Origin of the sequence: Burkholderia dolosa (assembly GCF_902499135.1) — a bacterium.
Taxonomy (GTDB): domain Bacteria; phylum Pseudomonadota; class Gammaproteobacteria; order Burkholderiales; family Burkholderiaceae; genus Burkholderia; species Burkholderia dolosa.
Map to the genome: position 1 here is coordinate 1 of NZ_CABVPR010000034.1, position 23,998 is coordinate 23,998.

The 23,998-nt window shown below is 68.1% G+C and carries 25 protein-coding genes, 1 tRNA gene and 1 riboswitch; of the genes, 18 read left to right on the plus strand and 8 right to left on the minus strand.

All coding sequences use genetic code 11. From position 1 onward, the window contains the following. From flhF to metF, 6 genes are all read left to right on the plus strand, one after another. The coding region (gene flhF, locus BUB20358_RS16405) for a flagellar biosynthesis GTPase FlhF (RefSeq protein ID WP_174905089.1) at window positions 1-1,287 on the plus strand (1,287 nt) is incomplete at its 5' end. Then, window positions 1,280-2,098, plus strand: coding sequence for a MinD/ParA family ATP-binding protein (locus tag BUB20358_RS16410; RefSeq protein ID WP_035971379.1), 819 nt, complete (start codon window positions 1,280-1,282; stop codon window positions 2,096-2,098). The genes flhF and BUB20358_RS16410, both read left to right, overlap by 8 nt. Before the next feature lie 14 nt (window positions 2,099-2,112). Further along, entirely contained in the window at window positions 2,113-2,847 is a 735-nt protein-coding gene (locus BUB20358_RS16415) for an RNA polymerase sigma factor FliA (RefSeq protein ID WP_035971378.1), read from the plus strand. Between the two features lie 84 nt (window positions 2,848-2,931). Further along, window positions 2,932-3,047: riboswitch (S-adenosyl-L-homocysteine riboswitch) on the plus strand. A 34-nt stretch (window positions 3,048-3,081) separates the two neighbouring features. Further along, complete coding sequence (ahcY, locus tag BUB20358_RS16420) at window positions 3,082-4,500, plus strand: adenosylhomocysteinase (protein ID WP_035971376.1); 1,419 nt, start codon at window positions 3,082-3,084, stop codon at window positions 4,498-4,500. 167 nt (window positions 4,501-4,667) lie between these two features. Next, window positions 4,668-5,021 carry a phage holin family protein gene (locus tag BUB20358_RS16425; RefSeq protein WP_006762888.1) on the plus strand — a complete coding sequence of 118 codons (354 nt, stop codon included), beginning with the start codon at window positions 4,668-4,670 and terminating at the stop codon, window positions 5,019-5,021. 24 nt (window positions 5,022-5,045) lie between these two features. Then, on the plus strand, window positions 5,046-5,876 hold the full coding sequence (gene metF, locus BUB20358_RS16430) for a methylenetetrahydrofolate reductase [NAD(P)H] (RefSeq protein WP_006762887.1): 831 nt from the start codon (window positions 5,046-5,048) through the stop codon (window positions 5,874-5,876). A gap of 76 nt (window positions 5,877-5,952) precedes the next feature. On the opposite strand, the gene BUB20358_RS16435 is transcribed toward metF, so the two are convergent. Together BUB20358_RS16435 and BUB20358_RS16440 are read right to left on the minus strand one after the other, a co-directional pair. Beyond that, window positions 5,953-7,443 (minus strand): amidase, encoded by a 1,491-nt coding sequence (locus tag BUB20358_RS16435; protein ID WP_006762886.1) that lies wholly within the window; start codon window positions 7,441-7,443, stop codon window positions 5,953-5,955. An 80-nt stretch (window positions 7,444-7,523) separates the two neighbouring features. Continuing rightward, window positions 7,524-8,216, minus strand: coding sequence for a dienelactone hydrolase family protein (locus BUB20358_RS16440; RefSeq protein WP_035971375.1), 693 nt, complete (start codon window positions 8,214-8,216; stop codon window positions 7,524-7,526). A gap of 419 nt (window positions 8,217-8,635) precedes the next feature. Between BUB20358_RS16440 and BUB20358_RS16445 the strand changes: the two genes are divergently transcribed. Both BUB20358_RS16445 and BUB20358_RS16450 read left to right on the plus strand, forming a co-directional pair. Then, window positions 8,636-9,715, plus strand: a complete 1,080-nt coding sequence (locus tag BUB20358_RS16445; RefSeq protein WP_035973206.1) for an NAD(P)H-dependent flavin oxidoreductase — start codon at window positions 8,636-8,638, stop codon at window positions 9,713-9,715. Window positions 9,716-10,132: 417 nt separating this feature from the next. Next, the gene (locus tag BUB20358_RS16450; RefSeq protein ID WP_045552494.1) at window positions 10,133-11,275 is read left to right on the plus strand and encodes a branched-chain amino acid ABC transporter substrate-binding protein; all 1,143 of its coding nucleotides are present in this window, start codon (window positions 10,133-10,135) and stop codon (window positions 11,273-11,275) included. Window positions 11,276-11,390: 115 nt separating this feature from the next. Here the strand turns inward: BUB20358_RS16450 and BUB20358_RS16455 are convergent, their stop codons facing one another. Further along, window positions 11,391-12,629 (minus strand): MFS transporter, encoded by a 1,239-nt coding sequence (locus tag BUB20358_RS16455; protein ID WP_261313210.1) that lies wholly within the window; start codon window positions 12,627-12,629, stop codon window positions 11,391-11,393. Between the two features lie 175 nt (window positions 12,630-12,804). Between BUB20358_RS16455 and BUB20358_RS16460 the strand changes: the two genes are divergently transcribed. The 3 genes from BUB20358_RS16460 to BUB20358_RS16470 all read left to right on the plus strand — a co-directional run bounded on the left by BUB20358_RS16460 (window position 12,805) and on the right by BUB20358_RS16470 (window position 15,508). After that, entirely contained in the window at window positions 12,805-13,464 is a 660-nt protein-coding gene (locus BUB20358_RS16460) for a HugZ family pyridoxamine 5'-phosphate oxidase (RefSeq protein WP_035971372.1), read from the plus strand. 357 nt (window positions 13,465-13,821) lie between these two features. After that, on the plus strand, window positions 13,822-14,115 hold the full coding sequence (locus BUB20358_RS16465) for an H-NS histone family protein (protein ID WP_034209561.1): 294 nt from the start codon (window positions 13,822-13,824) through the stop codon (window positions 14,113-14,115). A 235-nt stretch (window positions 14,116-14,350) separates the two neighbouring features. Continuing rightward, window positions 14,351-15,508, plus strand: a complete 1,158-nt coding sequence (locus tag BUB20358_RS16470) for a cation diffusion facilitator family transporter (protein ID WP_006762880.1) — start codon at window positions 14,351-14,353, stop codon at window positions 15,506-15,508. A gap of 30 nt (window positions 15,509-15,538) precedes the next feature. On the opposite strand, the gene BUB20358_RS16475 is transcribed toward BUB20358_RS16470, so the two are convergent. From BUB20358_RS16475 to BUB20358_RS16485, 3 genes are all read right to left on the minus strand, one after another. Next, entirely contained in the window at window positions 15,539-16,009 is a 471-nt protein-coding gene (locus BUB20358_RS16475) for an Lrp/AsnC family transcriptional regulator (RefSeq protein WP_006477376.1), read from the minus strand. Between the two features lie 79 nt (window positions 16,010-16,088). Further along, on the minus strand, window positions 16,089-16,748 hold the full coding sequence (locus BUB20358_RS16480) for a 3'-5' exonuclease family protein (protein ID WP_035971371.1): 660 nt from the start codon (window positions 16,746-16,748) through the stop codon (window positions 16,089-16,091). Continuing rightward, window positions 16,745-17,389, minus strand: coding sequence for an MBL fold metallo-hydrolase (locus BUB20358_RS16485; RefSeq protein ID WP_035971369.1), 645 nt, complete (start codon window positions 17,387-17,389; stop codon window positions 16,745-16,747). Before BUB20358_RS16485 ends, BUB20358_RS16480 begins: the two co-directional genes overlap by 4 nt. Window positions 17,390-18,045: 656 nt before the next feature. Here BUB20358_RS16485 and BUB20358_RS16490 point away from each other — a divergent pair. Next, window positions 18,046-18,657: a septal ring lytic transglycosylase RlpA family protein gene (locus tag BUB20358_RS16490; RefSeq protein ID WP_006762877.1), complete on the plus strand. Its 612-nt coding sequence runs from the start codon at window positions 18,046-18,048 to the stop codon at window positions 18,655-18,657. A 99-nt stretch (window positions 18,658-18,756) separates the two neighbouring features. Here BUB20358_RS16490 and rsmI read toward each other — a convergent pair whose 3' ends face one another. Beyond that, window positions 18,757-19,635 carry a 16S rRNA (cytidine(1402)-2'-O)-methyltransferase gene (rsmI, locus tag BUB20358_RS16495; RefSeq protein ID WP_006762876.1) on the minus strand — a complete coding sequence of 293 codons (879 nt, stop codon included), beginning with the start codon at window positions 19,633-19,635 and terminating at the stop codon, window positions 18,757-18,759. A 46-nt stretch (window positions 19,636-19,681) separates the two neighbouring features. Here rsmI and BUB20358_RS16500 point away from each other — a divergent pair, with 46 nt between their 5' ends. From BUB20358_RS16500 to BUB20358_RS16520, 5 genes are all read left to right on the plus strand, one after another. Further along, window positions 19,682-20,110 carry a YraN family protein gene (locus BUB20358_RS16500; protein ID WP_035973204.1) on the plus strand — a complete coding sequence of 143 codons (429 nt, stop codon included), beginning with the start codon at window positions 19,682-19,684 and terminating at the stop codon, window positions 20,108-20,110. 127 nt (window positions 20,111-20,237) lie between these two features. Then, complete coding sequence (locus tag BUB20358_RS16505; RefSeq protein WP_035971367.1) at window positions 20,238-20,819, plus strand: SIS domain-containing protein; 582 nt, start codon at window positions 20,238-20,240, stop codon at window positions 20,817-20,819. Window positions 20,820-20,836: 17 nt separating this feature from the next. After that, the gene (locus BUB20358_RS16510) at window positions 20,837-21,637 is read left to right on the plus strand and encodes a BON domain-containing protein (RefSeq protein WP_006762874.1); all 801 of its coding nucleotides are present in this window, start codon (window positions 20,837-20,839) and stop codon (window positions 21,635-21,637) included. Continuing rightward, window positions 21,634-22,008: a c-type cytochrome gene (locus BUB20358_RS16515; RefSeq protein ID WP_006762873.1), complete on the plus strand. Its 375-nt coding sequence runs from the start codon at window positions 21,634-21,636 to the stop codon at window positions 22,006-22,008. Before BUB20358_RS16510 ends, BUB20358_RS16515 begins: the two co-directional genes overlap by 4 nt. A 75-nt stretch (window positions 22,009-22,083) precedes the next feature. After that, window positions 22,084-22,159, plus strand: a tRNA-Ala gene (locus tag BUB20358_RS16520). Window positions 22,160-22,238: 79 nt separating this feature from the next. On the opposite strand, the gene BUB20358_RS16525 is transcribed toward BUB20358_RS16520, so the two are convergent. Then, window positions 22,239-22,919, minus strand: coding sequence for a CGNR zinc finger domain-containing protein (locus BUB20358_RS16525; RefSeq protein ID WP_006762872.1), 681 nt, complete (start codon window positions 22,917-22,919; stop codon window positions 22,239-22,241). 85 nt (window positions 22,920-23,004) lie between these two features. On the opposite strand from BUB20358_RS16525, the gene BUB20358_RS16530 reads away from it, so the two are divergent. Continuing rightward, complete coding sequence (locus tag BUB20358_RS16530; protein WP_006762871.1) at window positions 23,005-23,997, plus strand: arginase family protein; 993 nt, start codon at window positions 23,005-23,007, stop codon at window positions 23,995-23,997. Window position 23,998 lies beyond the last annotated feature (1 nt).

A 23,998-nucleotide genomic window follows, 5' to 3' on the forward strand; every position in this document is an offset into this window, starting at 1 on the left:
CCGTGGCTCGTCGAGCACGCGAAGCGCCTGACGCAGCAGCGCGACGCGCTGATCGCCCGCGCGCACGCGACGCCGTCCGCGCCGCACGGCAGCGCCCGCGCCGGCCAGCACGCAACGCCTACGACGCCGCCCGACTGGGCGCGCGACATCGTGCGCGACACGGAACGGCGGATGCCGTCCGCCGCACGCGCGGCCGACACCCGCGCGGCCGGCGCCGCGAAGTCGACGGAACGCGCGTCGCTGTCCGCCGATGCGGCGGCCGCGGTGGCCGACGCGGTGAAGTCGCGCATCGAACGGATCGTCAACGACACGGTGATGCACGAGCTCGGCGCGCTGCGCGGGATGATGGAAGAGCAGTTCGACGGCCTGATGTGGCAGGACCGCCAGCGCCGCAGCCCGGTGCACGGCGCGCTGTCGAAGCATCTGTTCGCGGCCGGCTTCTCCGCGCAGCTCGTGCGGATGCTGGTCGACAACCTGCCGGCCGGCGACGATTCGCAGACGTTCGAGCAGGCCGTCGAATGGGCGCAGTCGGTGCTCGCGGCGAACCTGCCGGTGCTCGACAGCGAGGACACGCTGATGGAGCGCGGCGGCGTGTTCGCGCTGATGGGGCCGACCGGCGTCGGCAAGACGACGACCACCGCGAAGCTCGCCGCGCGCTGCGTGATGCGCTTCGGCGCGAGCAAGGTCGCGCTGCTGACGACCGACAGCTACCGGATCGGCGGGCACGAGCAGCTGCGCATCTTCGGCAAGATCCTCGGCGTGCCGGTGCATGCGGTGAAGGACGCGGGCGATCTCGCGCTCGCGCTGTCCGAGCTGCGCAACAAGCACATCGTGCTGATCGACACGATCGGCATGAGCCAGCGCGATCGCGCGGTGTCCGACCAGATCGCGATGCTGCACGGCGCGAACGCGCCGGTGCAGCGGCTGCTGCTGCTGAACGCGACCAGCCACGGCGACACGCTGAACGAAGTCGTGCAGGCATACCGCAGCGCGGGCGAGCATCCCGACCTCGCCGGCTGCATCCTGACGAAGCTCGACGAGGCGACCCACCTCGGCGGCGTGCTCGACACCGTGATCCGCTACAAGCTGCCGGTCCACTACGTGTCGACCGGCCAGAAGGTGCCGGAGAACCTGTATGTCGCGACCACCCGATTCCTGCTGAAAAGCGCGTTCTGTGTGCCGCGCGACGGCTCGCCCTTCGTGCCGCAAGACGAGGACATGCCGGCGCTGCTTTCCGCACTGACCGCGCGTTCCACCGCCGAGCTGCACGAGGTGCGATTTGGATAAACGGATCATCGACCAGGCCGAAGGGCTGCGGCGCCTGCTCGCCGGGCGCGCATCGCGGATCGTCGCGGTGACGGGCGGGCCGGTCGGCATCGGCTGCACGACTACCGTCGTGAACGTCGCGGCGGCGCTCGCCGCGCTCGGCAAGGACGTGCTCGTCGTCGACGAGCGTGCGGACGTGCAGTCGGCCGCCGCGACGCTCGCCGGCGCGTGGCTGCGCGACGGCGAACGCACGCGCGTCACCGCCGGCTTCAGCCTGTGCGCGGCCGCGCGGTTCGCGCGCGACGGCTACGGCGACGCGCAGCTGAGCGACTTCGTCGACGGCCAGGCCGACATCGTGCTCGTCGACGCGCAGCTCGGCGCGGACGGTTCGTTCTCGGCGCTCGCGCGCGAGGCGCACGACGTGCTGATCGTCACGCGGGTCGCCGCGCACGCGATCACCGAAGCGTATGCGTGCATGAAGCGGCTGCATTTCGCGCACGCGATCCCGCAGTTCCGCGTGCTGACCAATCACGTCGGCAGCCACGCGGACGCGAAGACCGCGTTCGACAACCTCGCGGGCGTCGCGAGCCGCTACCTGGCCGTGTCGATCGCCGACGCCGGCTGCGTGAGCGCCGATCCGCTCGTCGAGCATGCGCGCGATCTGATGCATACCGCGGTCGACGCGTTCCCGTCGTCGGCCGCCGCGCGCGACTACCGGCAGATCGCCGCCGACCTGCTGTATTGGCCGATGCGTCCGGGTTCGGGCGCGGGCCGCGCCGCCCATGCGGGCGGCAAGCCGTCGTACGAGGCGGGTGCGGTCCACGCCGCATGAGCAAGGAGAGAGCCATGATGTACAACGCTCAAGGAAAGATGTCCCAGGCCGACGTGCTCGCGCAATATGCGCCGCTCGTGCGGCGCCTCGGGCTGCAGCTCGTCGCGAAGATGCCGGCGAGCGTGGACCTCGACGACCTGATCCAGGCCGGCATGATCGGCTTGATGGACGCGGCCGGCCGCTACAAGGAAGACCAGGGCGCGCAGTTCGAGACCTACGCGACGCAGCGCATCCGCGGCGCGATGCTCGACGAGCTGCGCAGCAACGACTGGCTGCCGCGCAGCCTGCGCAAGACGTCGCGCGAGGTCGAGCATGCGGTGCACCAGGTCGAGCAGCAGCTCGGCCGCGCGGCGAGCGAGGCCGAGATCGCGCAGCATCTGAACATGCCGCTTGACGAATACCAGGCGATGCTGCAGGACCTGCACGGCAGCCAGCTGATCTACTACGAGGACTTCGACCGCGCGGCCGACGACGAGCCGTTCCTCGACCGCTTCCGCGTCGATCATGCCGATCCGCTGTCCGCGCTGCTCGACGAGCATCTGCGCGATGCGCTCGTCGAAGCGATCGAGCGGCTGCCCGAGCGCGAAAAGCTGCTGATGTCGCTGTACTACGAGCGCGGGCTGAACCTGCGCGAGATCGGCGCGGTGCTCGAAGTGAGCGAATCGCGCGTATGCCAGCTGCACAGCCAGGCGGTCGCACGCCTGCGTGCGCGGCTGCGCGAACAGGCGTGGGTCGGCGCGGAAACCTGACCCTTTGCGCGCCGCCCGGCGCGGCTCGTACGCGGCACCGCGCGCATGCGCACGGCACGCGCCGATTTGCTACAATCCCTTCCGTTTTCCGAGGAGCGTTGCGACGGACCTTCTGCGTCCGCCAGGCTCGGAAGACTTCACCAAGCAGCCGTGCGGCGACATTCGCGCCGGCCCCGCTTCCTGAACGGCGCTCACGTCATCAATTTCTAGAACTTTTTTAGAAAGGAGGGCGTGATGAACGCCATCATCGATTCCAAGACTTCCAACGATTACGTCGTCGCCGACATGGCACTTGCCGGCTGGGGCCGCAAGGAACTGAACATCGCCGAGACCGAAATGCCGGGCCTCGTGCAGATCCGCGACGAATACAAGGCGCAGCAGCCGCTGAAGGGCGCGCGCATCGCCGGTTCGTTGCACATGACGATCCAGACCGGCGTGCTGATCGAGACGCTGAAGGCGCTCGGCGCCGAAGTCCGCTGGGCATCGTGCAACATCTTCTCGACGCAGGATCATGCGGCCGCGGCGATCGTCGAAGCCGGCACGCCGGTGTTCGCGTTCAAGGGCGAATCGCTCGACGAGTACTGGGAGTTCTCGCACCGCATCTTCGAATGGCCGAACGGCGAGTTCGCGAACATGATCCTCGACGACGGCGGCGATGCGACGCTGCTGCTGATCCTCGGCGCGAAGGCCGAGAAGGACCGCTCGGTGATCGCGAAGCCGACCAACGAGGAAGAAGTCGCGCTGTACAAGTCGATCGCGCGCCACCTCGACGTCGACGCGAACTGGTACTCGAAGCGCCTCGCGCACATCAAGGGCGTGACCGAGGAAACGACGACCGGTGTGCACCGCCTGTACCAGATGGAAAAGGACGGCCGTCTGCCGTTCCCGGCGTTCAACGTGAACGATTCGGTCACGAAATCGAAGTTCGACAACCTGTACGGCTGCCGCGAGTCGCTCGTCGACGGCATCAAGCGCGCGACCGACGTGATGATCGCGGGCAAGGTCGCGGTCGTCGCCGGCTACGGCGACGTGGGCAAGGGCTGCGCGCAGTCGCTGCGCGGCCTCGGCGCGACCGTGTGGGTCACCGAGATCGATCCGATCTGCGCGCTGCAGGCGGCGATGGAAGGCTACCGCGTCGTGACGATGGAATATGCGGCCGACAAGGCCGACATCTTCGTGACCGCGACCGGCAACTACCACGTGATCAACCACGATCACATGAAGGCGATGCGCCACAACGCGATCGTCTGCAACATCGGCCACTTCGACTCGGAAATCGACGTCGCGTCGACGCGCCAGTACCAGTGGGAAAACATCAAGCCGCAGGTCGACCACATCATCTTCCCGGACGGCAAGCGCATCATCCTGCTGGCCGAAGGCCGCCTCGTGAACCTCGGCTGCGCGACCGGCCACCCGTCGTTCGTGATGTCGAACTCGTTCGCGAACCAGACGCTCGCGCAGATCGAACTGTTCACGCGCGGCGACCAGTACGAGAACAAGGTGTACGTGCTGCCGAAGCATCTGGACGAGAAGGTCGCGCGCCTGCACCTCGCGCGCATCGGCGCGAACCTGTCGACGCTGACCGACGAGCAGGCCGCGTACATCGGCGTGCACAAGGACGGCCCGTTCAAGCCGGACCACTACCGCTACTGATGGACGGCCGCCGTGCCGCCGCGTCGCGTGCCGTCGGGCGCGCGGCGCACGCGGAGCGGCGGGCCGGCGCCGGACGCCGCGCCGTTTCGCCGCGCATTCGCGCGCGCGATGCGGCCGGCAGCGGCGCTCGCAGACCGCACTGATCGACAACCGAACCGGAGCACTCCATGAGCGTCATTCTCACCTGGATCATCAACGCGCTCGCGCTGCTGATCATCACGTACCTCGTGCCGTCGATCCACATCAAGAGCTTCGGCACCGCACTGATCGTCGCGGTCGTGCTCGGCCTCATCAACACGGTGATCCGCCCGGTGCTGATCCTGCTGACGCTGCCCGTCACGATCGTCACGCTCGGGCTGTTCATCCTCGTCGTGAACGCGCTGTGCTTCTGGCTCGCGTCGTCGCTGCTGAAGGGGTTCGAGGTGTCGGGATTCTGGTCCGCGTTTTTCGGTTCGATCCTGTACAGCATCGTGTCGTGGCTGCTGTCCGCGCTGATCTTCGGCCAGCGCGAGATCGGCTGACGGCCGGGCCCAATCCACCGAATCATGAAACCGATCGAACTCTCGTTTGAATTCTTCCCGCCGAAAACGGCGGACGGCGTCGAGAAGCTGCGCGCGACGCGTGCGCAGCTGCTGCCGCTGAAGCCGAAATTCGTCTCCGTGACGTTCGGCGCCGGCGGCTCGACGCAGCAGGGCACGCTCGATACCGTGCTCGACATGCAGAAGGACGGCCTCGAAGCCGCGCCGCACCTGTCGTGCATCGGCTCGTCGCGCGACAGCCTGCGCGCGATTCTCGACCAGTACCGCTCGCACGGCATCCGGCACATCGTCGCGCTGCGCGGCGATCTGCCGTCGGGAATGGGCGAGGTCGGCGAGCTGCGCTACGCGTCGGAGCTCGTCAGCTTCATCCGTGCCGAACACGGCGACTGGTTCCACATCGAGGTCGCTGCGTATCCGGAGTACCACCCGCAGTCGCGTTCGCCGAAGGCCGATCTCGAGAACTTCGCGCGCAAGGTGAAGGCCGGCGCGAATTCCGCGATCACGCAGTACTTCTTCAATGCGGACGCGTATTTCCGCTTCGTCGACGATGTGCGCAAGCTCGGCGTCGACGTGCCGATCGTGCCGGGCATCATGCCGATCACGAACTTCTCGCAGCTGATGCGCTTCTCCGAGATGTGCGGCGCGGAAGTGCCGCGCTGGGTCGCGCGCCGGCTCGAAAGCTTCGGCGACGATCGCGAGTCGATCCGCGCGTTCGGCGCGGACGTCGTCACGAGCCTGTGCCGGCGCCTGCTCGACGCCGGCGTGCCGGGGCTGCACTTCTACACGCTGAACGCGGCGGCCGCGACGCGGACGATCTGCGAACGGCTCGACGTGTAGGCGCCGCGCGGGTCGCCGGTTCTGCCTGCCGGCTCCGCATGCGTGAAAAACCCGCCGGTGTTGCCGGCGGGTTTTTTTATCCGCGCTGCGCCTGGATCAGCGGCGGGCGCCGATCGAACCACGGCCGCGCCTGCTCCAGCTGCCGCGCGAGCTTCAGCAGCAGCGCGTCGTCGCCGTGGCGCGCGGCGAACTGCACGCCGATCGGCAGCCCGCGCGCGTTCCAGTAGAGCGGCACCGACATCGCCGGCTGCCCGGTCAGGTTGAACAGCTCGGTGCAGCCGGCCCACGCGAACGCCTTCTGCGACGCCTTTGCGAGCATTTCGCGCAGCAGCGGCTTCACCGGCAGCGCAGCGAGCAGCTTCATCTGCGCGGATTCGAGCGGCGTCGGCCGCAGCTCGCCGATCTTCACCGGCGGGCCCGCGAGCGACGCGCACAGGATCGCGTCGTAGCGCGACACGAGCGCGGCGACCTGCACGGTGAGCTGGCGCTGCCACTCGAGTACGTCCGCGAGCCGCGTCCGCGCGAGACGCCGGCCGACGACGGCCATCGCCCACGTCGCCGCCTCGAATTCGCCGCGCCGCGGCGTGCGGCCGGTCAATGCGCGCGCGCCGAGCACCATCTCCTCGGCGATCGTCGCCCACAGCGTCAGGAAGGTTTCGGCCGTGCGCGCATAGTCGACGTGCAGCGTCGTCGGCTCGACGCGATGGCCGAGCGATTCGACGAGCGCCGCCGCGTCGTCGAGCGCCGCGCGCGTGTCGTCGTCGAGCGCCGGCGCGAGCATCGGATCGACGACGAGCCCGATGCGCAGCGAGCCGGGCGGCGTGTCGAGCGCGCCGAGGAACGTGCCGGGCGCGCCGGGCGGCAGCGTCTGGCCGGTCGTCACGTCGAGCAGCAGCGCGCTGTCGCGCACGCTGCGCGACACCGCATGCTGGACGACGAGTTCGCCGTTCGACGGCTGATCGACGAGCGCCGGGTTGCGGCTCGGCTTCAGGCCGAACAGTCCGCAGCACGACGCGGGAATGCGGATCGAGCCGCCGCCGTCCGACGCATGGGCGAGCGGCACGATGCCGGCCGCGACGGCCGCGGCCGCGCCGCCGCTCGAGCCGCCGGGCGTGTGATCGAGATTCCACGGGTTGCGGCACGCGCCGAACAGCTCGGGTTCCGTGTACGGCATCTGGCCGATTTCCGACGTGTTCGTCTTGCCGAACACGTTGAGCCCGGCCGCACGGCTTCGCGCGATCACCGGCGAATCGTCGGCCGGCACGAAGTAGCGGTAATGCCGGCTGCCCATCGACAGCGGCAGCCCGGCCACCGCCGCACCGAGATCCTTCACGAGGTACGGCACGCCCGCGAACGGCGCGCCGGTGCCGGCGGCGTCGGCCGCTTCGGCTGCTGCCGCACGCTTGCGCGCCGCTTCGTAGTCTTGCAGCACGATCGCGTTGATCGCGCCGTTGACCGCTTCCGCCTGCCCGATCGCCGCGTCGAGCAGCTCGCGCGGGCTCGCGCTGCGGTCGCGCACGAGTGCGGCGAGGCCGATCGCGTCGTGTGCGAGATAGTCCGAATGCATCGCTGTCGCTCCCCGTGGTCCCGTGTGGCGATGAACGGAGGATAACGCGGGCCGCGCGTGCGGCCCGCGGCCGGTCGGCGTTACAGCTGCTCGGCGACGAACGTCAGCGTGCGGCCGTGCGCGAGCGCGGCGGCGCGCTGGTTGTACGACGCGCGGTCCGGGCAGTTGAAGCCGTGCTCGGCATCCGCGTACAGGTGGAACGACGCGTTGTCGCGGCCCGCGAACGCGGCCTTCACGCGATCGACGGCGTCCGGCGGAATCGCGTGGTCGTTCCCCGCGTAGTGGAACAGGATCGGCTGCGTGATCTTGTCGGCGAGGTCGAGCGCGTTCTGGATGCCGCCGCCGTAGTACGCGACCGCCGCGTCAAGCTTGCCGCCGGCGGCCGCGCGATACGCGAGCTGGCCGCCGAAGCAGTAGCCGATCGCGGCGATCTTGCCGGCGACTTCCGGACGCGCGCGCAGCGCGTCGGCGGCCGCGCCGATGTCGGCGACCGCGAGGCCGACGTCGGTCTTCTTCATCAACTCGATGCCTTTGTCGCGATCGGCGCCGTCGTAGGTCAGCTCGACGCGCGGCTGCGTACGCCAGAACACGTCCGGCGCGAGCGCGACGAAACCGTCGGCCGCGTACTGATCGGCGACCGAGCGGATGTGCGCGTTCACGCCGAAGATCTCCTGGATGATGATGACGGCAGGGCCCTTGCCGCGCTTGGGCAGCGCGAGATAGCCGCCGAAGCTGTCGTTACCGGTCGGGATGTCGATCCATTGGGCAGTCACGTTTGAACTCCTGGCGAACGAGGCGCGCGACGCGCGCCGGTGAAATATGGGGCGGCCTAGTGTGCCACCGATCGTGCGGCGTTGCAGTGTGCGGGGCGCGGCGGCGCGGTGCCGGCGACGCACGCGGCGCGCGGGCCGCAGCGGCCGCTGGCGATTCCCCGCGGCTCCCAGCGGCCCGCAGCGCTCGCAGCGCTCGTAACTCCCGCAGCTCCCGCAGCTTCCGCAGCTTCCGCAGCGCCCGCAGCGGCCAGTAGCGGCTCGCAGCGCCCGCGGCGATCCGAGCAACGTGCGCGCCCGCGCCGCTTCTCGTGCAGCGATCGTTTCGATCTCGATTATTCATTTTTCGGCGGTGCGCCGCTTCGATAGAGTCGATGCACGACTCACCGGCGCTTTCGCGCATCGTCATCGAAGGATTCGTCATGTCCGCTCGCCCGTTCTCCACCCCGTTTGCCGAACGCTTCGGCCTGCGCGTGCCGCTCGTGCAGGCGCCGATGGTCGGCGCGACCACGCCTGCGATGGTCGCCGCTGCGTCGAATGCCGGCGCGCTCGGCAGCCTCGGCGCCGGCGCGCTCGCGCCCGAGCGTCTCGCGGCCGAAGTCGACGCGATCCGCGCGGCGACCGATCGTCCGTTCGCCGTGAACCTGTTCGTGCTGCCCGAAGTCGCGCCCGACGCGGCGACCGTCGCGCGTGCGCTCGCCGCGATCGATCCGCTCCATGCGGCGCTCGGGCTGCCGCCGGGCACCGCGCCCGCGCGTTTCGCGCCCGACTTCCGCGCGCAGCTCGACATGCTCGTGTCGCTGCGCGTGCCGGTCGCGAGCTTCACGTTCGGCGTGCTCGACGCAGCCGACGTCGCGCGCCTGAAAGCCGCCGGCACGTACGTGATCGGCACCGCGACGCATGTCGCGGAAGGGCGCGCGTGGCAGGCGGCCGGCGCCGATGCGCTGTCCGCACAGGGCGCGGAGGCGGGCGGCCATCGCGGCACGTTCATCGGCGCGGCCGACGACGCGCTCGTCGGCACGTTCGCGCTGGTGCCGCAGCTCGTCGACGCAACCGGGCTGCCCGTGCTCGCCGCGGGCGGCATCATGGACGGCCGCGGCATCGCGGCCGCGCTCACGCTCGGCGCACAGGCCGCGCAGCTCGGCACGGCGTTCCTGCCGTGCGCGGAAAGCGCGATCGCGGCGGACTGGAAGGCTCGCCTGCTGGCGAGCACCGACACGTCGACGCAGGTCACGCGCGCGATCACCGGCCGCCACGCGCGCGGGTTGCGCAACACGCTGATGGCGCGGCTCGGCGAACGCATCGCCGACGTCGCGCCGTATCCGGTGCAGAACGCGCTGACGCAGCCGCTGCGCCAGGCCGCGGCCCGCGCGAACGACGGCGACTACCTGTCGCTGTGGGCCGGCCAGGGCGCGCCGCTCGCGCGGCGGCGCGGCGATGCGCTGACGACCGCGCAGCTCGTCGACGCGCTCGACGCCGAATGGCGCGCGACGGCGGCATGAGCGCGTCGCATCGAGCCGGAAACGCGCGTGCTGTCACGCGCGTTTCATTCAATGGTCCTGCGCACAAAATACCGAATCGAAATGCCGCGGGAATGCTTTAAAGCCGCCTTTCGCGCGGCTGCGCGGAATTAGCGGAAACCCTTATCGGACGGGGCTTCCGGCGATATTCGAGCGGTCATTCCAGCGCACGTGCATCGGTAGTGTTACCACTACCCCAAAAAAGTCCCACAAATTAATTTGATCACCTACACTTGCGCGCAAGTGCGGGCGGCGGCCGCTAAAAGCGGCTGTTTTCACGTACTTGAGGCCAAGTGCATGAACGATGCAACCGGCGAATCGTCCAGTGATTGCAAACACAGGGATGGCAACGGGGCACCGGGCGATGGCGTTTTATTGGGACCGAAACTGGAGACTTACATGAATATCAAGATGCAAAAGCTGTTGCCGATCACCGCTGCGGCGATGCTGTGCGTTGCAGCTGCAAGCAACGCGGCCGCCGATCAAGTCGTCAAGATCGGCCACGTCGCGCCGTTGACGGGCGGCATTGCACACCTGGGCAAGGACAACGAAAACGGCGCGCGTCTCGCAGTCGAAGAGATCAACGCCAAGGGTCTCACGATCGGCGGTCAGAAAATCACGCTGCAGCTGGATCCGCAGGACGACGCGGCCGACCCGCGCCAGGCCACGCAGGTCGCGCAGAAGCTCGTCGACGACAAGGTCGTCGCGGTGGTCGGCCACCTGAACTCGGGCACGTCGATTCCGGCGTCGAAGATCTACAGCGATGCGGGCATCGTGCAGATCTCGCCGTCGGCGACCAACCCCGCTTACACGCAGCAAGGCTTCAAGACCACGTACCGTGTGGTCGCGACCGACGCGCAGCAGGGCCCGGCACTCGCGAACTACGCGCATTCGAAGGGCATCAAGAGCGTCGCGGTGGTCGACGATTCGACCGCGTACGGCCAGGGTCTCGCGAACGAATTCGAGAAGAAGGCGAAGGCGCTCGGCCTGAAGGTGATGTCGCATGACGCGACGAACGACAAGGCGGTCGACTTCCGCGCGATTCTGACGAAGATCAAGGGCGAGAATCCGGACGCGATCATGTACGGCGGCATGGACGCGACGGGCGGCCCGTTCGCGAAGCAGGCGAAGCAGCTCGGCCTGCGCGCGAAGATCTTCGCGGGCGACGGCGTGTGCACGGAAAAGCTGGCCGATCTGGCCGGCGACGCGACCGACAACGTCGTGTGCTCGGAAGCCGGCGCTTCGCTCGAGAAGATGCCGGGCGGCGCCGCGTTCAAGGCGAAGTACGAGAAGCGTTTCGGCCAGCCGATCCAGATCTACGCGCCGTTCACGTATGACGCCGTGTACATCATCGCCGACGCGATGAAGCGCGCGAACTCGACCGATCCGGCGAAGATCCTCGCCGCGATGCCGGCGACGAAGTACACGGGCGTGATCGGCACGACGACCTTCGACTCGAAGGGCGACCTGCAGCACGGCGTGATCTCGCTGTACAACTACAAGAGCGGCAAGAAGACGCTGCTCGACGAAGTGAAGATGTAAGTAAAAAGCGGTCGACAGAGGGGCGAAAGCGCGCATGCGGCAACGCATGCGCGCTTTCCTGTTTCCGGGCGGCGCAGCGGCTGCCCGCCTGAGTACGCGGAGTCGGCGATTCCGGTCAGATCTTCAGATGCGCGAGCACCTTCGGCGCGACCAGCGCAACGAGCGCCGCGCACAGCGCGACGACCGACAGGCCGGTCGTCAGGTTCACCGCCTGCGCGACGCCGCCGATCACGACCGGCCCGAACAGCAGCCCGAAATACGCGAGCCCCGCGACGTGCGCGAGACCTTCGGCCGCATGAACGCCCTTCACGCGCGCGGCGGCCGCGAACAGCACCGGCATCATGTTCGCGAGACCGAGCCCCATCAGCGTGAAACCGATCAGCACGGCGACCGGATGCGGCAGCAGCAGCGCGCCGATCATCCCCGCGCACGCGAGCGATGCGCTTGCAAGCACGAGCTGCGGCGCGCCGAATCGCGCGCGCACCGCGTCGCCCGCGAAGCGCGCGGCGGCCATCCCGCCGGAGAACGCCGCATACGCGGCGCTCGCGAGCGCCGGGCTCGCCGCGACGACGTCGCGCATGTAGACGGTCGCCCAGTCGTACATTGCGCCTTCGGCGATCAGCGCGACGAGCGCGATTCCGCCGAGCATCCATAGCGCCGGCGAACGCCAGCGGTTCCCGCCGCCGTGCGCCTGTTCGTGATGCGCGACATGCGGCAGCACCGCCGGCGCGGCGACGACGACGACCGCGGCGGTCGCGGCTGCGGCGAGCGCGAGATGCACGGCCGGCGCCATGCCGGCCGACAGCAGCGCACCGCCGGCGGCCGCGCCGGACATCCCGCCGATGCTGAACATTCCGTGCAGCGACGACATGATCGGCTTGCCGAGCGCGATCTCGACCGCGCTCGCCTCCGCGTTTATCGCGACGTCGAGCGTCGCCATCGAGAAGCCGAACAGCGCGAGCACGACGAGCAGCATCCAGTAGTCGGGCACGACGAGGATCAGCGCCGCGCACGCGGACATCACGAGGCCGCCCGTCACGCACGCGGTGCGCGAGCCGACGCGCGCGATCCAGCGCGCGATCGTCAGCATCGCGGCGATCGAGCCGCCGGCGACCGCGAACAGCGCGACCGACAGCAGCCCCGGGCTCAGTTCGAACTTGTCGCGCACGGTCGGCACGTGCACGCCCCACGACGCGTACATCATGCCGGCGACGAAAAACAGCGCCATCGTGGCCGTGCGCGCGCGTCGCCGGACCGGCAGCGACAGCACGCGATGCGCGTCGGGCGGCGCGGCGAAAGGAGAGGACGATTCGGACACGGGATGCTCTTGTAGAAAAAAAGCGCGGGCGCGCAGCGCCCGTCTGATTCGTCAGATTCTATCGAACCGCTTGCAATTCTGCCGACGGCCGGCCGTTCGGCCGATGGGCGGCGCGAGCCGCCGCGGGTAACATCGATGTGCACGCCGCATGCCTGCTTCGCAGCCGGCGTGCGCGCGTTTGCCGCCTTTGCTTTCCGACGCAGGAGTTCCCGTGAATATCGATCCCGCCTTCCCCCTGCATCTGCTGCACCGCTGCGCGCTCGGCACGCTCGCGACGCACGCGCGCGATCCGAACGGTTATCCGTACCCGACGGTCGTGCCGTTCGCGCCCGATCCCGCGCATCGGCCGGTGATTCTCGTCAGCGCACTTGCCGAGCACACGCGCAATCTGGCCGCCGATCCGCGCGCCGGTTTTCTCGTCGTCGATGCGCCGGACGGCGACGTGCTGAATGCGGAGCGCGCGACGCTGCTCGGCCGGTTCGTGCCGCTCGGCGACGATCCGCACGTCGCCGCCCGCTATCTGCGCTACGAGCCGGACGCTGCGCGGTATCTCGCGCTCGGCGATTTCACGTTCTGGGCGCTCGACGTCGAGCGGCTGCGCTATATCGGCGGATTCGGCCGCATGGGCTGGGTGGACGGCACGGGCATCGACGCGCTGCCGCCGCTCGCGTTCGACGACGAACAGGCGCTGTGGGACGCATACGATGCCGGCGACGCGCGCCGCGACGGGCTGGCGTTGCTCGGCGTCGACCGCCATGGCGCCGACTGGCGCTTCGGCGGTCGCCGCGTGCGCACGCCGTTCGATGTGCCGTCGGCCGATGTCGGCGCGCTGCGCGACCGGCTGCTCGCGTGCGCGCGCGACTTCGCGTGATGCCGCGCCTTGACGACTTGTCTTTTTAGGGCGTGGAGCTGTCCGATTTTCACAAACCTGTCGCACGATGAAAGCTTTGATTTTTCCCGATGCAGGGTAATTGCGTATGTTGATAGACCTAATACTCGCGCGCTAATGTCCTAATCTCTGTGCCGCGCCGTGAAAATTTGAGAAAAGGCCGCGACCGGTCAAATCGACACATCTGAATTACAATCGAGTCTCGGGATTTTCATCAATCCCGCTTCTCTCAATTCTTTTTTGTGCTAATCTCTGCCTTCGAAAATCCGAGGCACTAATATTCCATGAATGGTCAGCCGGCTGCAGACCGGCGCCATTAGTCAGATAGAAAGGGAAACTATGTCTTCTTACAAGGACCTGCTCGCCCAGCGGGAGAAGCTGGAGAAGCAAATCGAAGAAGCGAAGTCGCGCGAATACGCGGAAGTGCTGAATGACGTGAAGCAGAAAATTGCCGACTACGGCTTTTCGCTCGCGGAACTCGGTCTGAGCCGCGCGAAAGCAGGCAAGGTCGGGCGCCCGCGTGCAGGCGTGGCGGCGAAATACCGCGATCCGGAAACGGGCGCGACGTGGTCCGGCCGCGGCAAGCCGCCGCGCTGGATCGCCGGCAAGAACCGCGATCAATTTGCGATTTAAACGTAAGTTTGAATCGTCTGATGAAAAGAGCCGCGTATCCGTCCGGAGCGCGGCTTTTTCGTATCGCGATGCAATTGCATGCATATTGTCATGAAGCTGTCATCGCGCGGGCGTGAATGAAAATGCGATCCGTTCGCATAAGCGGTTGATTTAAATGGAAAATTTCGGGTTATCGGAATGCGCGGCGGGCCGCGTTTGATAGAATCCCGTATCGCTCATCGATACCTCGACTTCCATGTCCATCTTTTCCGGCGACGTACAAAGTGCCGATAAGCATGCGGTCGCGCGCAAGAGCACGCTCGTCAGTATTGCGTTGAATGTCGTGCTGGCGACGTTTCAGATCGTCGTCGGCGCGATTGCGCATTCGCAAGCATTGATTGCGGACGGCGTGCATTCGATCTCGGATTTGATCTCGGATTTTGTCGTGCTGGTTGCGAATCGGCATAGCGGTGCATTGCCGGACGCCGACCACAATTACGGACATAGCCGCTACGAGACCGTCGCGTCGCTGTTTCTCGGCGCGATTCTGATCGCGGTCGGGATCGGCATGCTATGGCGTTCCGGCGATCGTCTCGTGAACCTCGAAGATGTTCCGCCCGTTCATTTTTCCGCGCTGGTCGTCGCGGTGACGGTGCTCGTGTCGAAAGAGGCGCTGTTTCGCTACATGCTGCGCGAAGCACGGCGCGTGCGTTCGGCGATGCTCGTCGCGAATGCATGGCATGCGCGCTCGGACGCCGCTTCGTCGCTCGTCGTCGCGATCGGCATCGTCGGCAGCCTGGCCGGCGTGCGGCTGCTCGACCCGATCGCGGCCGCGATCGTCGGCTTCATGGTCGCGCGGATGGGCTGGACGTTCGGCTATGACGCGCTGCAGGACCTGTCCGATCGCGCGCTCGACACGACCGAGACCGCCGAGATTCGCGCGCTGCTCGCCGCGACGCCGGGCGTGCGCGACGTGCACGATCTGCGCACGCGCAAGATGGGCGATGCGGCGCTCGTCGACGCGCACATCCTCGTCGATCCGATGATTTCCGTGTCGGAAGGGCACTACATCGCCGAAACCGCGCGCTCGCGCGTGCTGTCCGACCCGCGCGTGCTCGACGCGCTGATCCACGTCGATCCCGAGAACGACGCCGCGCGCCGGCCGGCGCTCGCGTTGCCGCCGCGCGGCGAGATCGTCGCGCGGCTCGAGGATGCGCTCGCGCAGCGCGGGCTGCGCGCGAGCGCGATCAATCTGCATTACCTGAGCACGGGGCTCGAGATCGACGTGACGCTCGCGGCCGGGCCCGGCGACACCGATGCGGCGCTCGCCGATCGGCTCGACGTCGACACGTTGAAGCGCCAGTTCGGCGCGCGCAGGATCGGCTTCACGCGCGCGATGCCCGTGCACGCGTGACGAGAACGGCCGGCGCGCGCCGGCCGCGCGTTACAGCGGCAACTGCGTGTCGAACTTGATTTCGCGCAGCACGACGCTGGTGCGCACCTGCGAGACGGCGGGAATCTTGAAGATCCGTTCGTGCAGGAACACGTCGTACGCCTTGATGTCCGGCGCGACGATCTTGAGGATGTAATCGGCTTCGCCGGTCGTGCTGTAGCACTCGGTGACTTCCGGGCAGGTCGCGATCTCGCGCTCGAACTGCTCGACGCCGCCCTCGTTGTGGCGCGTCAGGTGCACGTGCGCGAGCGCGCATACATGCAGGCCGAGCTTCTCGCGATCGAGCAGCGCCGTGTAGCGCTGGATCACGCCGGACTGTTCCATGTCCTTGATGCGGCGCCAGCACGGCGTGCTCGACAGGCCGACCTGATCGGAGATTTCCTGCACGGAGCGGCGCGCGTCGAGCTGCAACAGGCGAAGGATTTTTTGCGAAAAGGAATCGAGCGTCACCTGCGCCTCCATGCGGCAGCTACAACACGCTGAATGTTAGAGGGCCGGAAAAGGAAAGGCAATCCGACGCGGCCCCATTGAGCGAGTTTCGCTAATTTGCGCGCGGATCGGTAGGATTTTGTCCCGCGCCCGCGCGCTCGGAGCGATCGGTATCCGACACGGCGAGGCCCGCGAGCGCGGCCTGCTGGCGGCGCAGGTCGGCGAGCATGTTGCAGAACAGTGCGCCTTGCTCGATCGCGTCGTCGAGCGCGACGTGCGTATGCGGATGATCGTCGAACCAGTGCTTCGGAAAGCGCGGCTTGATCGCCTTGCGGTACGGCAGCCCCGTCATCGCGAACGCGAGCGTCTTGATGTCGAGCGCCGACCACGAGAACGGGCAGCGCCCCGCGAAGCGCATCATGTACCAGAACATGAACGTGAAGTCGAAGCCGGCCGGCATCGCGACGAACACCGGCTTGCCGGGCAGCGCCTCGACCCACTCGACGTACGCGACGAGCGCGGTTTCCGGCGCCTGCAGGTCGCGCCGGCATGCGGCCCACGCGTCCGGCTCCGTCTTCCACCACGCTTCCTGCACCGGATGCGCGTGCGCGCCGGGCAGCGTCTCGAGGTTCGCGGAGAACGTCGCGATCAGCTGCTTGTCCTCGGTATAGGCGGCCGACGCGAAGCTCAGCATCGAGTGCGGGCCGGGAATCGGGCCGTCGGCCTCGACGTCGGTGCTGACGTAGATTTCCGGAATGGCGGTCTGACTCATCCGAACACCTTGTCGGATACAAACGGGTTCGTGCGGCGTTCGTCGCCGAACGTCGACACCGGGCCATGACCGGGCACGAACGTCACGTCGTCGCCGAGCGGCCACAGCTTCTCCTTGATCGAACGGACGAGATCCGCGTGATTGCCGCGCGGGAAATCGGTGCGGCCGATCGAGCCCGCGAACAGCACGTCGCCGACGATCGCGACGCGATGCGGGCGACTGAAGAACACGACATGGCCCGGGGTGTGGCCCGGGCAGTGATAGACGTCGAGCGTCTCGTCGCCGAATCGCACGGTGTCGCCGTCGTTCAGCCAGCGGTCCGGCTCGAACGCTTCGGCGGCCGGAAAGCCGAAGCGCTGGCTTTGCATCGGCAACTGCTCGATCCAGAAACGCTCGTCTTCGTGCGGCCCCTCGATCGGCACGCCGTAGCGCGTCGCGAGCGCCTTCGCGCCCGCGCAGTGATCGACGTGGCCGTGCGTGAGCAGTACCTTGTCGACCTGCACGTTCTGCCGCGCGATCTCCTGCTCGATCCGTTCGAGGTCGCCGCCCGGATCGACGACGGCGGCGCGGCCGGTGTTTTCGCAGACGAGCAGCGAGCAGTTCTGCTGGAACGGCGTGACCGGAATGAGCGTGACTTTCATGGATTCACCGGCGGCTAAAAGGACCGATTGTACCGGTCGCGCGCGCCGGCTGCCGTCGCTGCGGCGCCGCGCGCGGCGCGGGTATACGGGGAATTCCCGAGCATGCCGATCGTCGTCGCCATAGTGACAATCAATCGCGCGCGCGGGCCGCTTTTCGAGACCACGTTTTGATTTATGTATAATGCGGCCCATTGCGCGTGAAATCTCACGCAATTCGCTGGTGTTTCGGCCCCGTTTGCGGGGCGTCGGATTCACCGTCAAGCATCGACCGCCGGGGAGTCCGGCGGTGTATCCAGCACCGAGCATTCGGTGCTCACGTCTTGTCCGGCCGGGTGCTGCGCGCCCGCCTGCGGCCTTGCTGCCGCGCCGCCGGACGAGGCCTGTGCCGCCGTTCCTGTGCGTTGGTCGTATCGACGCGCGCGAACCTGCAAGCCATGTTCGATGGCGGCATATGGGGTCTGGTCAGGCTGCCGGGGACAGGTTGCGCCAGACGTGAAAGCTAATCAGGACGGTTGCGGCAGAGACGAAAGCCGCGCCCATGCTAGCCGCCTGCTCGCGTTCGAGCGGGGCGTGCACGCATTTGCCGTCCGGGCCGCGAGTCTGCGTTGTGAAGCAGCGGAGGGAGGAAGCGGCCCGAACCAGAAGGCGACACGTCGATGAATTTTCGATTTCCGAGCCGATTCGGGACCATTGCATTATTTCTTGCGTTGACCGGCTGTGCGGTTCCATCCAGCCAGACCACCGGCAACGCAAACCAGAAGGGCGCGGCCGACAAGACGGCCGCTGCCGCGAAGGCGGACGACGACAAGCCGCAGCTGAATTTCGACTCCGCGCTGGCATCGATGCCGGCCGCGGACAGCAAGGACGCGAAGAAGTCGTCGCTGGCCGACGCCGAGCCGATCGACGGGAAGGACATTTCCGATTTCCATCAGACGGGCCGCGCGTCGTGGTACGGGCGGGATTTCCATGGCCGCCGCACCGCGAACGGCGAGCGCTTCAACATGAACGCGTTCACCGCCGCGCACCGTACGCTGCCGCTGTCGTCCTACATCAAGGTGACGAACGCGTCGAACGGCAAGTGGGTCGTCGTGAAGGTCAACGATCGCGGGCCGTTCAAGCGCGGCCGCGTGCTCGACCTGTCGTATGCGGCCGCGAAGGTGATCGGCCTCGTGCACGCCGGCACCGGCCGCGTGAAGATCGAAGGGCTGTCGCCGCAGGAAGCGCGCGAGGCGCGCGACGAAATGCTCGCATCGATCTCGTCGAAGTAAACCGGAATACCGCCGCGGCTCGGCCGCGCGTGAAAGAGGGCTGCGTTCGCGCAGCCCTTTGTCGTTTCTGCGCGCCGGCGCGGCGCGCGGAACGTATCGTCAGCCTTCCTTCAGCGCGAGCGCGCGCGCGTACAGCGCGTTGCGCGACGCGCCCGTCAGTGCGGCCGCGAGCTTTGCCGCGCTCTTCACCGGCACTTCGTCGAGCAGCAGCTTCAGCAGCGCGTCGTGCGCGGTGTCGTCCGTTTCGCCGGCGGTCGCCGGCGCGCCTTCGACGACCAGTACGAACTCGCCGCGCTGGCGGTTCGCATCGCCGTCGAGCCACGTCTGTCCTTCGGCCAGGGTGCCGGCGAACAGCTGCTCGTGTAGCTTGGTGAGCTCGCGTGCGATCAGCAGCCGGCGCGCGGGGCCGAACGCTTCGGCGACTGCGGCGACGGTTTCGGCGATCCGGTGCGGCGCTTCGTAGAACACCAGCGCGTACGGGTGCCGTGCGAGCGCCTGCAGCGCGGCCGCGCGCTGCTTCGCCTTCGGCGGCAGAAAGCCCGCGAACGTGAACGCGCCGGCCCAGCCGCCCGCGACGCTCAGCGCGGTCACGGCGGCGCTCGCCCCCGGCAGCGGAATTACCGCGAAGCCGGCGTCGCGCACCGCGTCGACGAGCCGCGCACCGGGGTCCGAGATGCCGGGCGTGCCGGCATCGGACACGTATGCGACGCGCTCGCCGGCGCGCAACAGCTCGATCACGCGCTGTGCGGCTTCGCGTTCGTTGTGTTCGTGCACGGCGACGAGCGGCTTCGAGATTCCGTAGCGGGCGAGCAGCTGGCCGGTGTTGCGCGTGTCTTCGGCCGCGATGCGGTCGGCGAGGCCGAGCACGTGCAGCGCGCGCAGCGTGATGTCGGCGGCGTTGCCGATCGGCGTCGCGACCACGTAAAGCGCGGCGCTCGGGTAGTGCTGCGTGTGCGCGAGTTCGAGGAGGGCAGTCATGGCAGGCAAGGCGCGCGATCGCGGCGCAGGCGGAACAAGGACGGCATTGTGCCACGCGGCGCCCGCGCGATCGGCGGGCGGGCCGGCCGCGCCGCGCGCGGGCGACAACTTTTCCGGCGCCGCGCGCTCCAAGCCGGTCGGCGCGGCGTTCGAGCAGCGCGCGCGGCAATTTCTCGAGCGCCGCGGCCTCGCGTTCGTCGCGGCGAACGTGACGGTGCGCGGCGGCGAGCTCGATCTCGTGATGCGCGAGCGCGACGGCACGCTCGTGTTCGTCGAGGTGCGCGCGCGGCGCAGCGTCCGGCATGGCGGCGCGGCCGCGAGCGTCGGTCTGCGCAAGCGGCGGCGCATCGTCGCGGCGGCGCTGCAGTTCTGGGCGCGGCACGGTGCGGGCGCCGCGTGCCGTTTCGACGTCGTCGCATTCGAGGCCGGACGTCTCGAATGGCTGCGCGACGCATTTCGTACCGACGATGCGTAGCCGCGAGCTGTGACGAGATGTAAAGAGTTCTTGCCGTACCCCCGGACGCGGCTCCGGAGTGCGGTAAACTCGCCGCACTCACGATGTCGCGCGATGCGTGCTCGCGCGCCCAGTTCACCAGGAATCGATGTCAGTCGAACGTATTCAGCAACATTTCCGCGACAGCGCCGCGCTTCACGCCGAAGCGGCCGACGCGCTGTCGCTGCCGATCGCGGCGGCGGTCGACGCGATGTTCGCCGCGCTCGCGAACGGCAACAAGATCGTCGCATGCGGCGACGGCCCGTCGGCCGCCGCCGCGCATTACCTCGCCGTATCGCTCGTCGGCGGTTTCGAGCGCGAACGTCCGGGGCTGCCCGCGATCGCGCTGGCCACCGACGCGTCGCAGGCCGGTCTCGCCGGCGCGGCCGCTGCCGACCAGCTGTTCGCGCAGCAGGTGCGTGTGCTCGGGCAGACCGGCGACATCCTGCTGGTGCTCGACCCGAGCGGCACGTCGCCGCGCGTGCTGGCGGCGATCGACGAAGCGCACGAGCGCGAGATGACCGTCGTCGCACTCACCGGCGGCGGCCAGGCGGTCGCGGCCGCGCTGTCCGATACCGATATTCCGATCAGCGTGCCCGCAGACCGCGCGGCGCGCGTCCACGAAGTCCATCTGCTGACCATCCACTGCCTGTGCGACGGCATCGACGCGATGCTGCTGGGCGAGGATTGAACGAAGGAGAGCCGTCGATGAATCAAAGCCGCGTCAAACAGACGCTCGTCAGAACCACGCTGCTCGCCGCGCTGACGGCGGGCCTTGCCGTGTCGCTGCAGGGCTGCGTGCTCGGCGTGGTCGGTGCGGCGGCCGGCGGCGGCGCGCTGATCGCGACCGATCGCCGCACGCTCGGCGCACAGACCGAAGATCGCGAGATCCAGGTGAAGGCGCTCTCGCAGATCAACAACGGGCTGCCGGACCAGTCGCACGTGAACGTGACGGTGTTCAACCGCCGCGTGCTGCTCACCGGCGAAGTGCCGAACGACGCGTCGAAGCAGCGTGCCGAGGAGATCGTGCGCGGCATCAACAACGTGAACGGGATCGTCAACGAGCTGTCGGTCGAGCCGGCCGCGTCGCTGTCGTCGCGCGCGAACGACTCGTACCTCGAAGGGCGCGTGAAGTCCGAGCTGATCGCGACGAAGGGCGTGTCGGCGAACAACTACAAGGTCGTCAGCGAGCGCGGCAATATCTATCTGATGGGGCTCGTGACCGTCGAGGAGGGCAATCGCGGCGCGGAAATCGCGAGCCAGGTGCCGGGCGTCGAGAAGGTCGTGAAGGTGTTCCAGTACATCAAGCCGCAGGACGTACAGGCGCTGCAGGCCGCAACGCCCGCGAACGGCGCGTCAGGCGCGCAGGCCGGCGCCGCGCCGGCCGATGCCGCGACGGTCGGCGCGGTGCCGGACGCGTCGGTGCAGGCTACGCCGCTGCAGCCGCCTGCGCCGATCTCGAATTCGTCGAACGTTCATCCCGGCAACCCGAAGGCGACGCCGCAATGAGGTTCCCGCAGATGAAGCAACTGAAAAGCCGGATCGTGCGGCGTGCGGCGGCCGCGGCTGCGATCGGTGCGCTTGCGGCGAGTGCAATCGGTGTCGCGCACGCGGACGTCGGCGACGGCCTGAAGGTCGCACGCAGCAACGCGTGCATGGGCTGCCACGCGGTCGACCGCAAGCTGGTCGGCCCGTCGTTCAAGGATATCGCGGCGCGCTACAAGTCCGATCCGCAGGCGGTCGCGAAGCTGTCGAAGAAGGTGAAGGAAGGCGGCTCCGGCGTGTGGGGCGCGATTCCGATGCCTGCGCATCCGCGGATGAGCGATGCGGACGTGCGCGCGGTCGTCGAATGGGTGCTGGCCGGCGCGCCGTCCAAGTGACGTTTTTTGGGGTTTTTCGGTAACGGAATCCCTATTGCCAAGCGCGGAAATGCGTGTGTATGATGACGGTTTGTTGGGGCGGTAGCTCAGCTGGGAGAGCGTCGCGTTCGCAATGCGAAGGTCGGGAGTTCGATCCTCCTCCGCTCCACCAACGAAATTCGAAGGGCTCGGTCGCAAGACCGAGCCCTTTTGTTTTTGCGTTCCACGCGCGACGGCCGGCCGACGTGCCCCTACTCGGCTGCATCGCGATCAGCCGCCGCTCCGGCCGGCGCGCGCTTCACCGCGCGGTAATGCCGCCGAGCCTTCGCGACGTTCCCGCACGTCGTCATGTCGCACCATTTCCGGCGTCCCGTCTTCGAGCTGTCGATGAACAGCCACGCGCAATTCGATCCTGCGCACATCCGCAATCGCTCGCTCGGCCACGCTTCGAGCAGCTTCACGGCGGCGATCGCAATCCGCCGGGCCGGCCGATCGAGGTCCGCGCGATTCGCTGAATCGGGCGGATCGTCGAACGCGACGCGTCCGGCCGCCGCGATCAGCCGCTGGCCGCGCGTCGCACGCCGCCACGCGCGCTCGAGCGTTTCGAGATCCGCTTCGATCGGCTGCGCGTCGTGCACGAGCGCATCGAAGATGCCGAACAGCGCTTCGCGCAGTTGCTTCGCATCGTGCAGCGCTCGGGCCGCCGCATCCGGCGCTTCGGCCGCATGCGCGGCGAGCTGGAGCAGGTCCGGCGCGGAAAAGGCCGACGACTGGCGCAGCCACGCGAGATACGCCTCGTAGTCGGGCAGCCAGTCGCGCGGTGCCTGATCGCGGCCGGTCACCGTGTTCACGAAGTCGAGAGCGGGATGCCCGCCGACGAAGTCTCGAGCGTCGAACGTGTGTGCTTCTATAACCGGTGAAACTTTTGACATGGGTTAAAAGAGTGCTAACCTTTGACGATCCGTTGACAGGTTAGCACGCGCGGGGCGACCAGCGACCGCGCGACGAGGAGAACGCATGACGACGTCGACCGCTGCATCCGACCTACGGCTCGCGAATGCATCAGCCAGCGACACCAGTCCGATCGAATGGATCGCCGCGCCGAGCAGCCTCGGCCTGCGGCCCAACGATGCAGGCCGCGAGCCCGAAACCTGGCGCGGCGCCGACGTCCTGCTGGCCACCGATGTCGTCGCGAGTGTCCGCGCGCGCATCTGGCGCCTGCCGCATCCCGCCTATACGTTCGAGCCGCAGCCCGGCACGCGCATCCGCAACGGCGTGTCGATCCGCGAGTTCTCGCTCGAACTTGCCGCGCGCGTCGCCGATGTGCTCGGCCGGCACGCGTTTCCGATCGTCGTCGGCGGCGACTGCAGCGTGCTGCTCGGCTGCCTGCTCGGCAACCGGCGCGCGGGCGGCAACGGGCTGATCCACGTCGACGGGCACAGCGACTTCTTCCATCCCGGCAACTACGACACGTCGCAGCGGCTCGGCTCCGCGGCGGGGATGGATCTGGCGCTGGCGACGGGGCGCGGCGAGCCGCTGCTGACATGCTGGCCGGATCTCGACGGCCCGCTCGTCGACGATCGCGACGCATGCCAGCTCGGCGAGCGCGATGCGGAAACGGACGAGTTCGCGACCGCGTACGGCGATATCGTGCACACGGCGATCACGCGCATGACGATCCAGCAGATGCTCGCGCGCGGGGCGACCGCGGTGGCCGCCCAAGTAGTCGACTGGCTGCGCATGCGCGGACTCGCGCGCGCATGGCTGCACGTCGATCTCGACGTGCTCGATCAGGCGCAGCTTGCTGCCGTCGATTCGCCGGGCTCGCCGGGGCTCGACTTCGACGGGCTCGATGCGTTGCTCGGCCCGCTCGTCGCGTCGGGCCGCGTGGCAGGCATCGACTTCACGATCTACGATCCTTCGCTCGATCCGGGCTGCGCGCATGCGGAGCGGATCGCGACCAGCATTGTGCGGTGTGCGACCGCGCTGCCCGGCGTGCGCTGCGGCTAGG

Excerpts from the sequence above, each read along its gene's own strand:
- BUB20358_RS16485 (WP_035971369.1), bottom strand. The coding sequence starts at position 17,389 with ATGAAAGTCACGCTCATTCCGGTCACGCCGTTCCAGCAGAACTGCTCG.
- ahcY (WP_035971376.1), top strand. The coding sequence starts at position 3,082 with ATGAACGCCATCATCGATTCCAAGACTTCCAACGATTACGTCGTCGCC.
- BUB20358_RS16470 (WP_006762880.1), top strand. The coding sequence starts at position 14,351 with ATGTCCATCTTTTCCGGCGACGTACAAAGTGCCGATAAGCATGCGGTC.
- BUB20358_RS16530 (WP_006762871.1), top strand. The coding sequence starts at position 23,005 with ATGACGACGTCGACCGCTGCATCCGACCTACGGCTCGCGAATGCATCA.
- BUB20358_RS16435 (WP_006762886.1), bottom strand. The coding sequence starts at position 7,443 with ATGCATTCGGACTATCTCGCACACGACGCGATCGGCCTCGCCGCACTC.
- BUB20358_RS16475 (WP_006477376.1), bottom strand. The coding sequence starts at position 16,009 with ATGGAGGCGCAGGTGACGCTCGATTCCTTTTCGCAAAAAATCCTTCGC.
- BUB20358_RS16515 (WP_006762873.1), top strand. The coding sequence starts at position 21,634 with ATGAGGTTCCCGCAGATGAAGCAACTGAAAAGCCGGATCGTGCGGCGT.
- BUB20358_RS16445 (WP_035973206.1), top strand. The coding sequence starts at position 8,636 with ATGTCCGCTCGCCCGTTCTCCACCCCGTTTGCCGAACGCTTCGGCCTG.
- BUB20358_RS16465 (WP_034209561.1), top strand. The coding sequence starts at position 13,822 with ATGTCTTCTTACAAGGACCTGCTCGCCCAGCGGGAGAAGCTGGAGAAG.
- BUB20358_RS16490 (WP_006762877.1), top strand. The coding sequence starts at position 18,046 with ATGAATTTTCGATTTCCGAGCCGATTCGGGACCATTGCATTATTTCTT.
- BUB20358_RS16425 (WP_006762888.1), top strand. The coding sequence starts at position 4,668 with ATGAGCGTCATTCTCACCTGGATCATCAACGCGCTCGCGCTGCTGATC.
- BUB20358_RS16415 (WP_035971378.1), top strand. The coding sequence starts at position 2,113 with ATGATGTACAACGCTCAAGGAAAGATGTCCCAGGCCGACGTGCTCGCG.
- BUB20358_RS16505 (WP_035971367.1), top strand. The coding sequence starts at position 20,238 with ATGTCAGTCGAACGTATTCAGCAACATTTCCGCGACAGCGCCGCGCTT.
- metF (WP_006762887.1), top strand. The coding sequence starts at position 5,046 with ATGAAACCGATCGAACTCTCGTTTGAATTCTTCCCGCCGAAAACGGCG.
- rsmI (WP_006762876.1), bottom strand. The coding sequence starts at position 19,635 with ATGACTGCCCTCCTCGAACTCGCGCACACGCAGCACTACCCGAGCGCC.
- BUB20358_RS16480 (WP_035971371.1), bottom strand. The coding sequence starts at position 16,748 with ATGAGTCAGACCGCCATTCCGGAAATCTACGTCAGCACCGACGTCGAG.
- BUB20358_RS16450 (WP_045552494.1), top strand. The coding sequence starts at position 10,133 with ATGAATATCAAGATGCAAAAGCTGTTGCCGATCACCGCTGCGGCGATG.
- BUB20358_RS16525 (WP_006762872.1), bottom strand. The coding sequence starts at position 22,919 with ATGTCAAAAGTTTCACCGGTTATAGAAGCACACACGTTCGACGCTCGA.
- BUB20358_RS16510 (WP_006762874.1), top strand. The coding sequence starts at position 20,837 with ATGAATCAAAGCCGCGTCAAACAGACGCTCGTCAGAACCACGCTGCTC.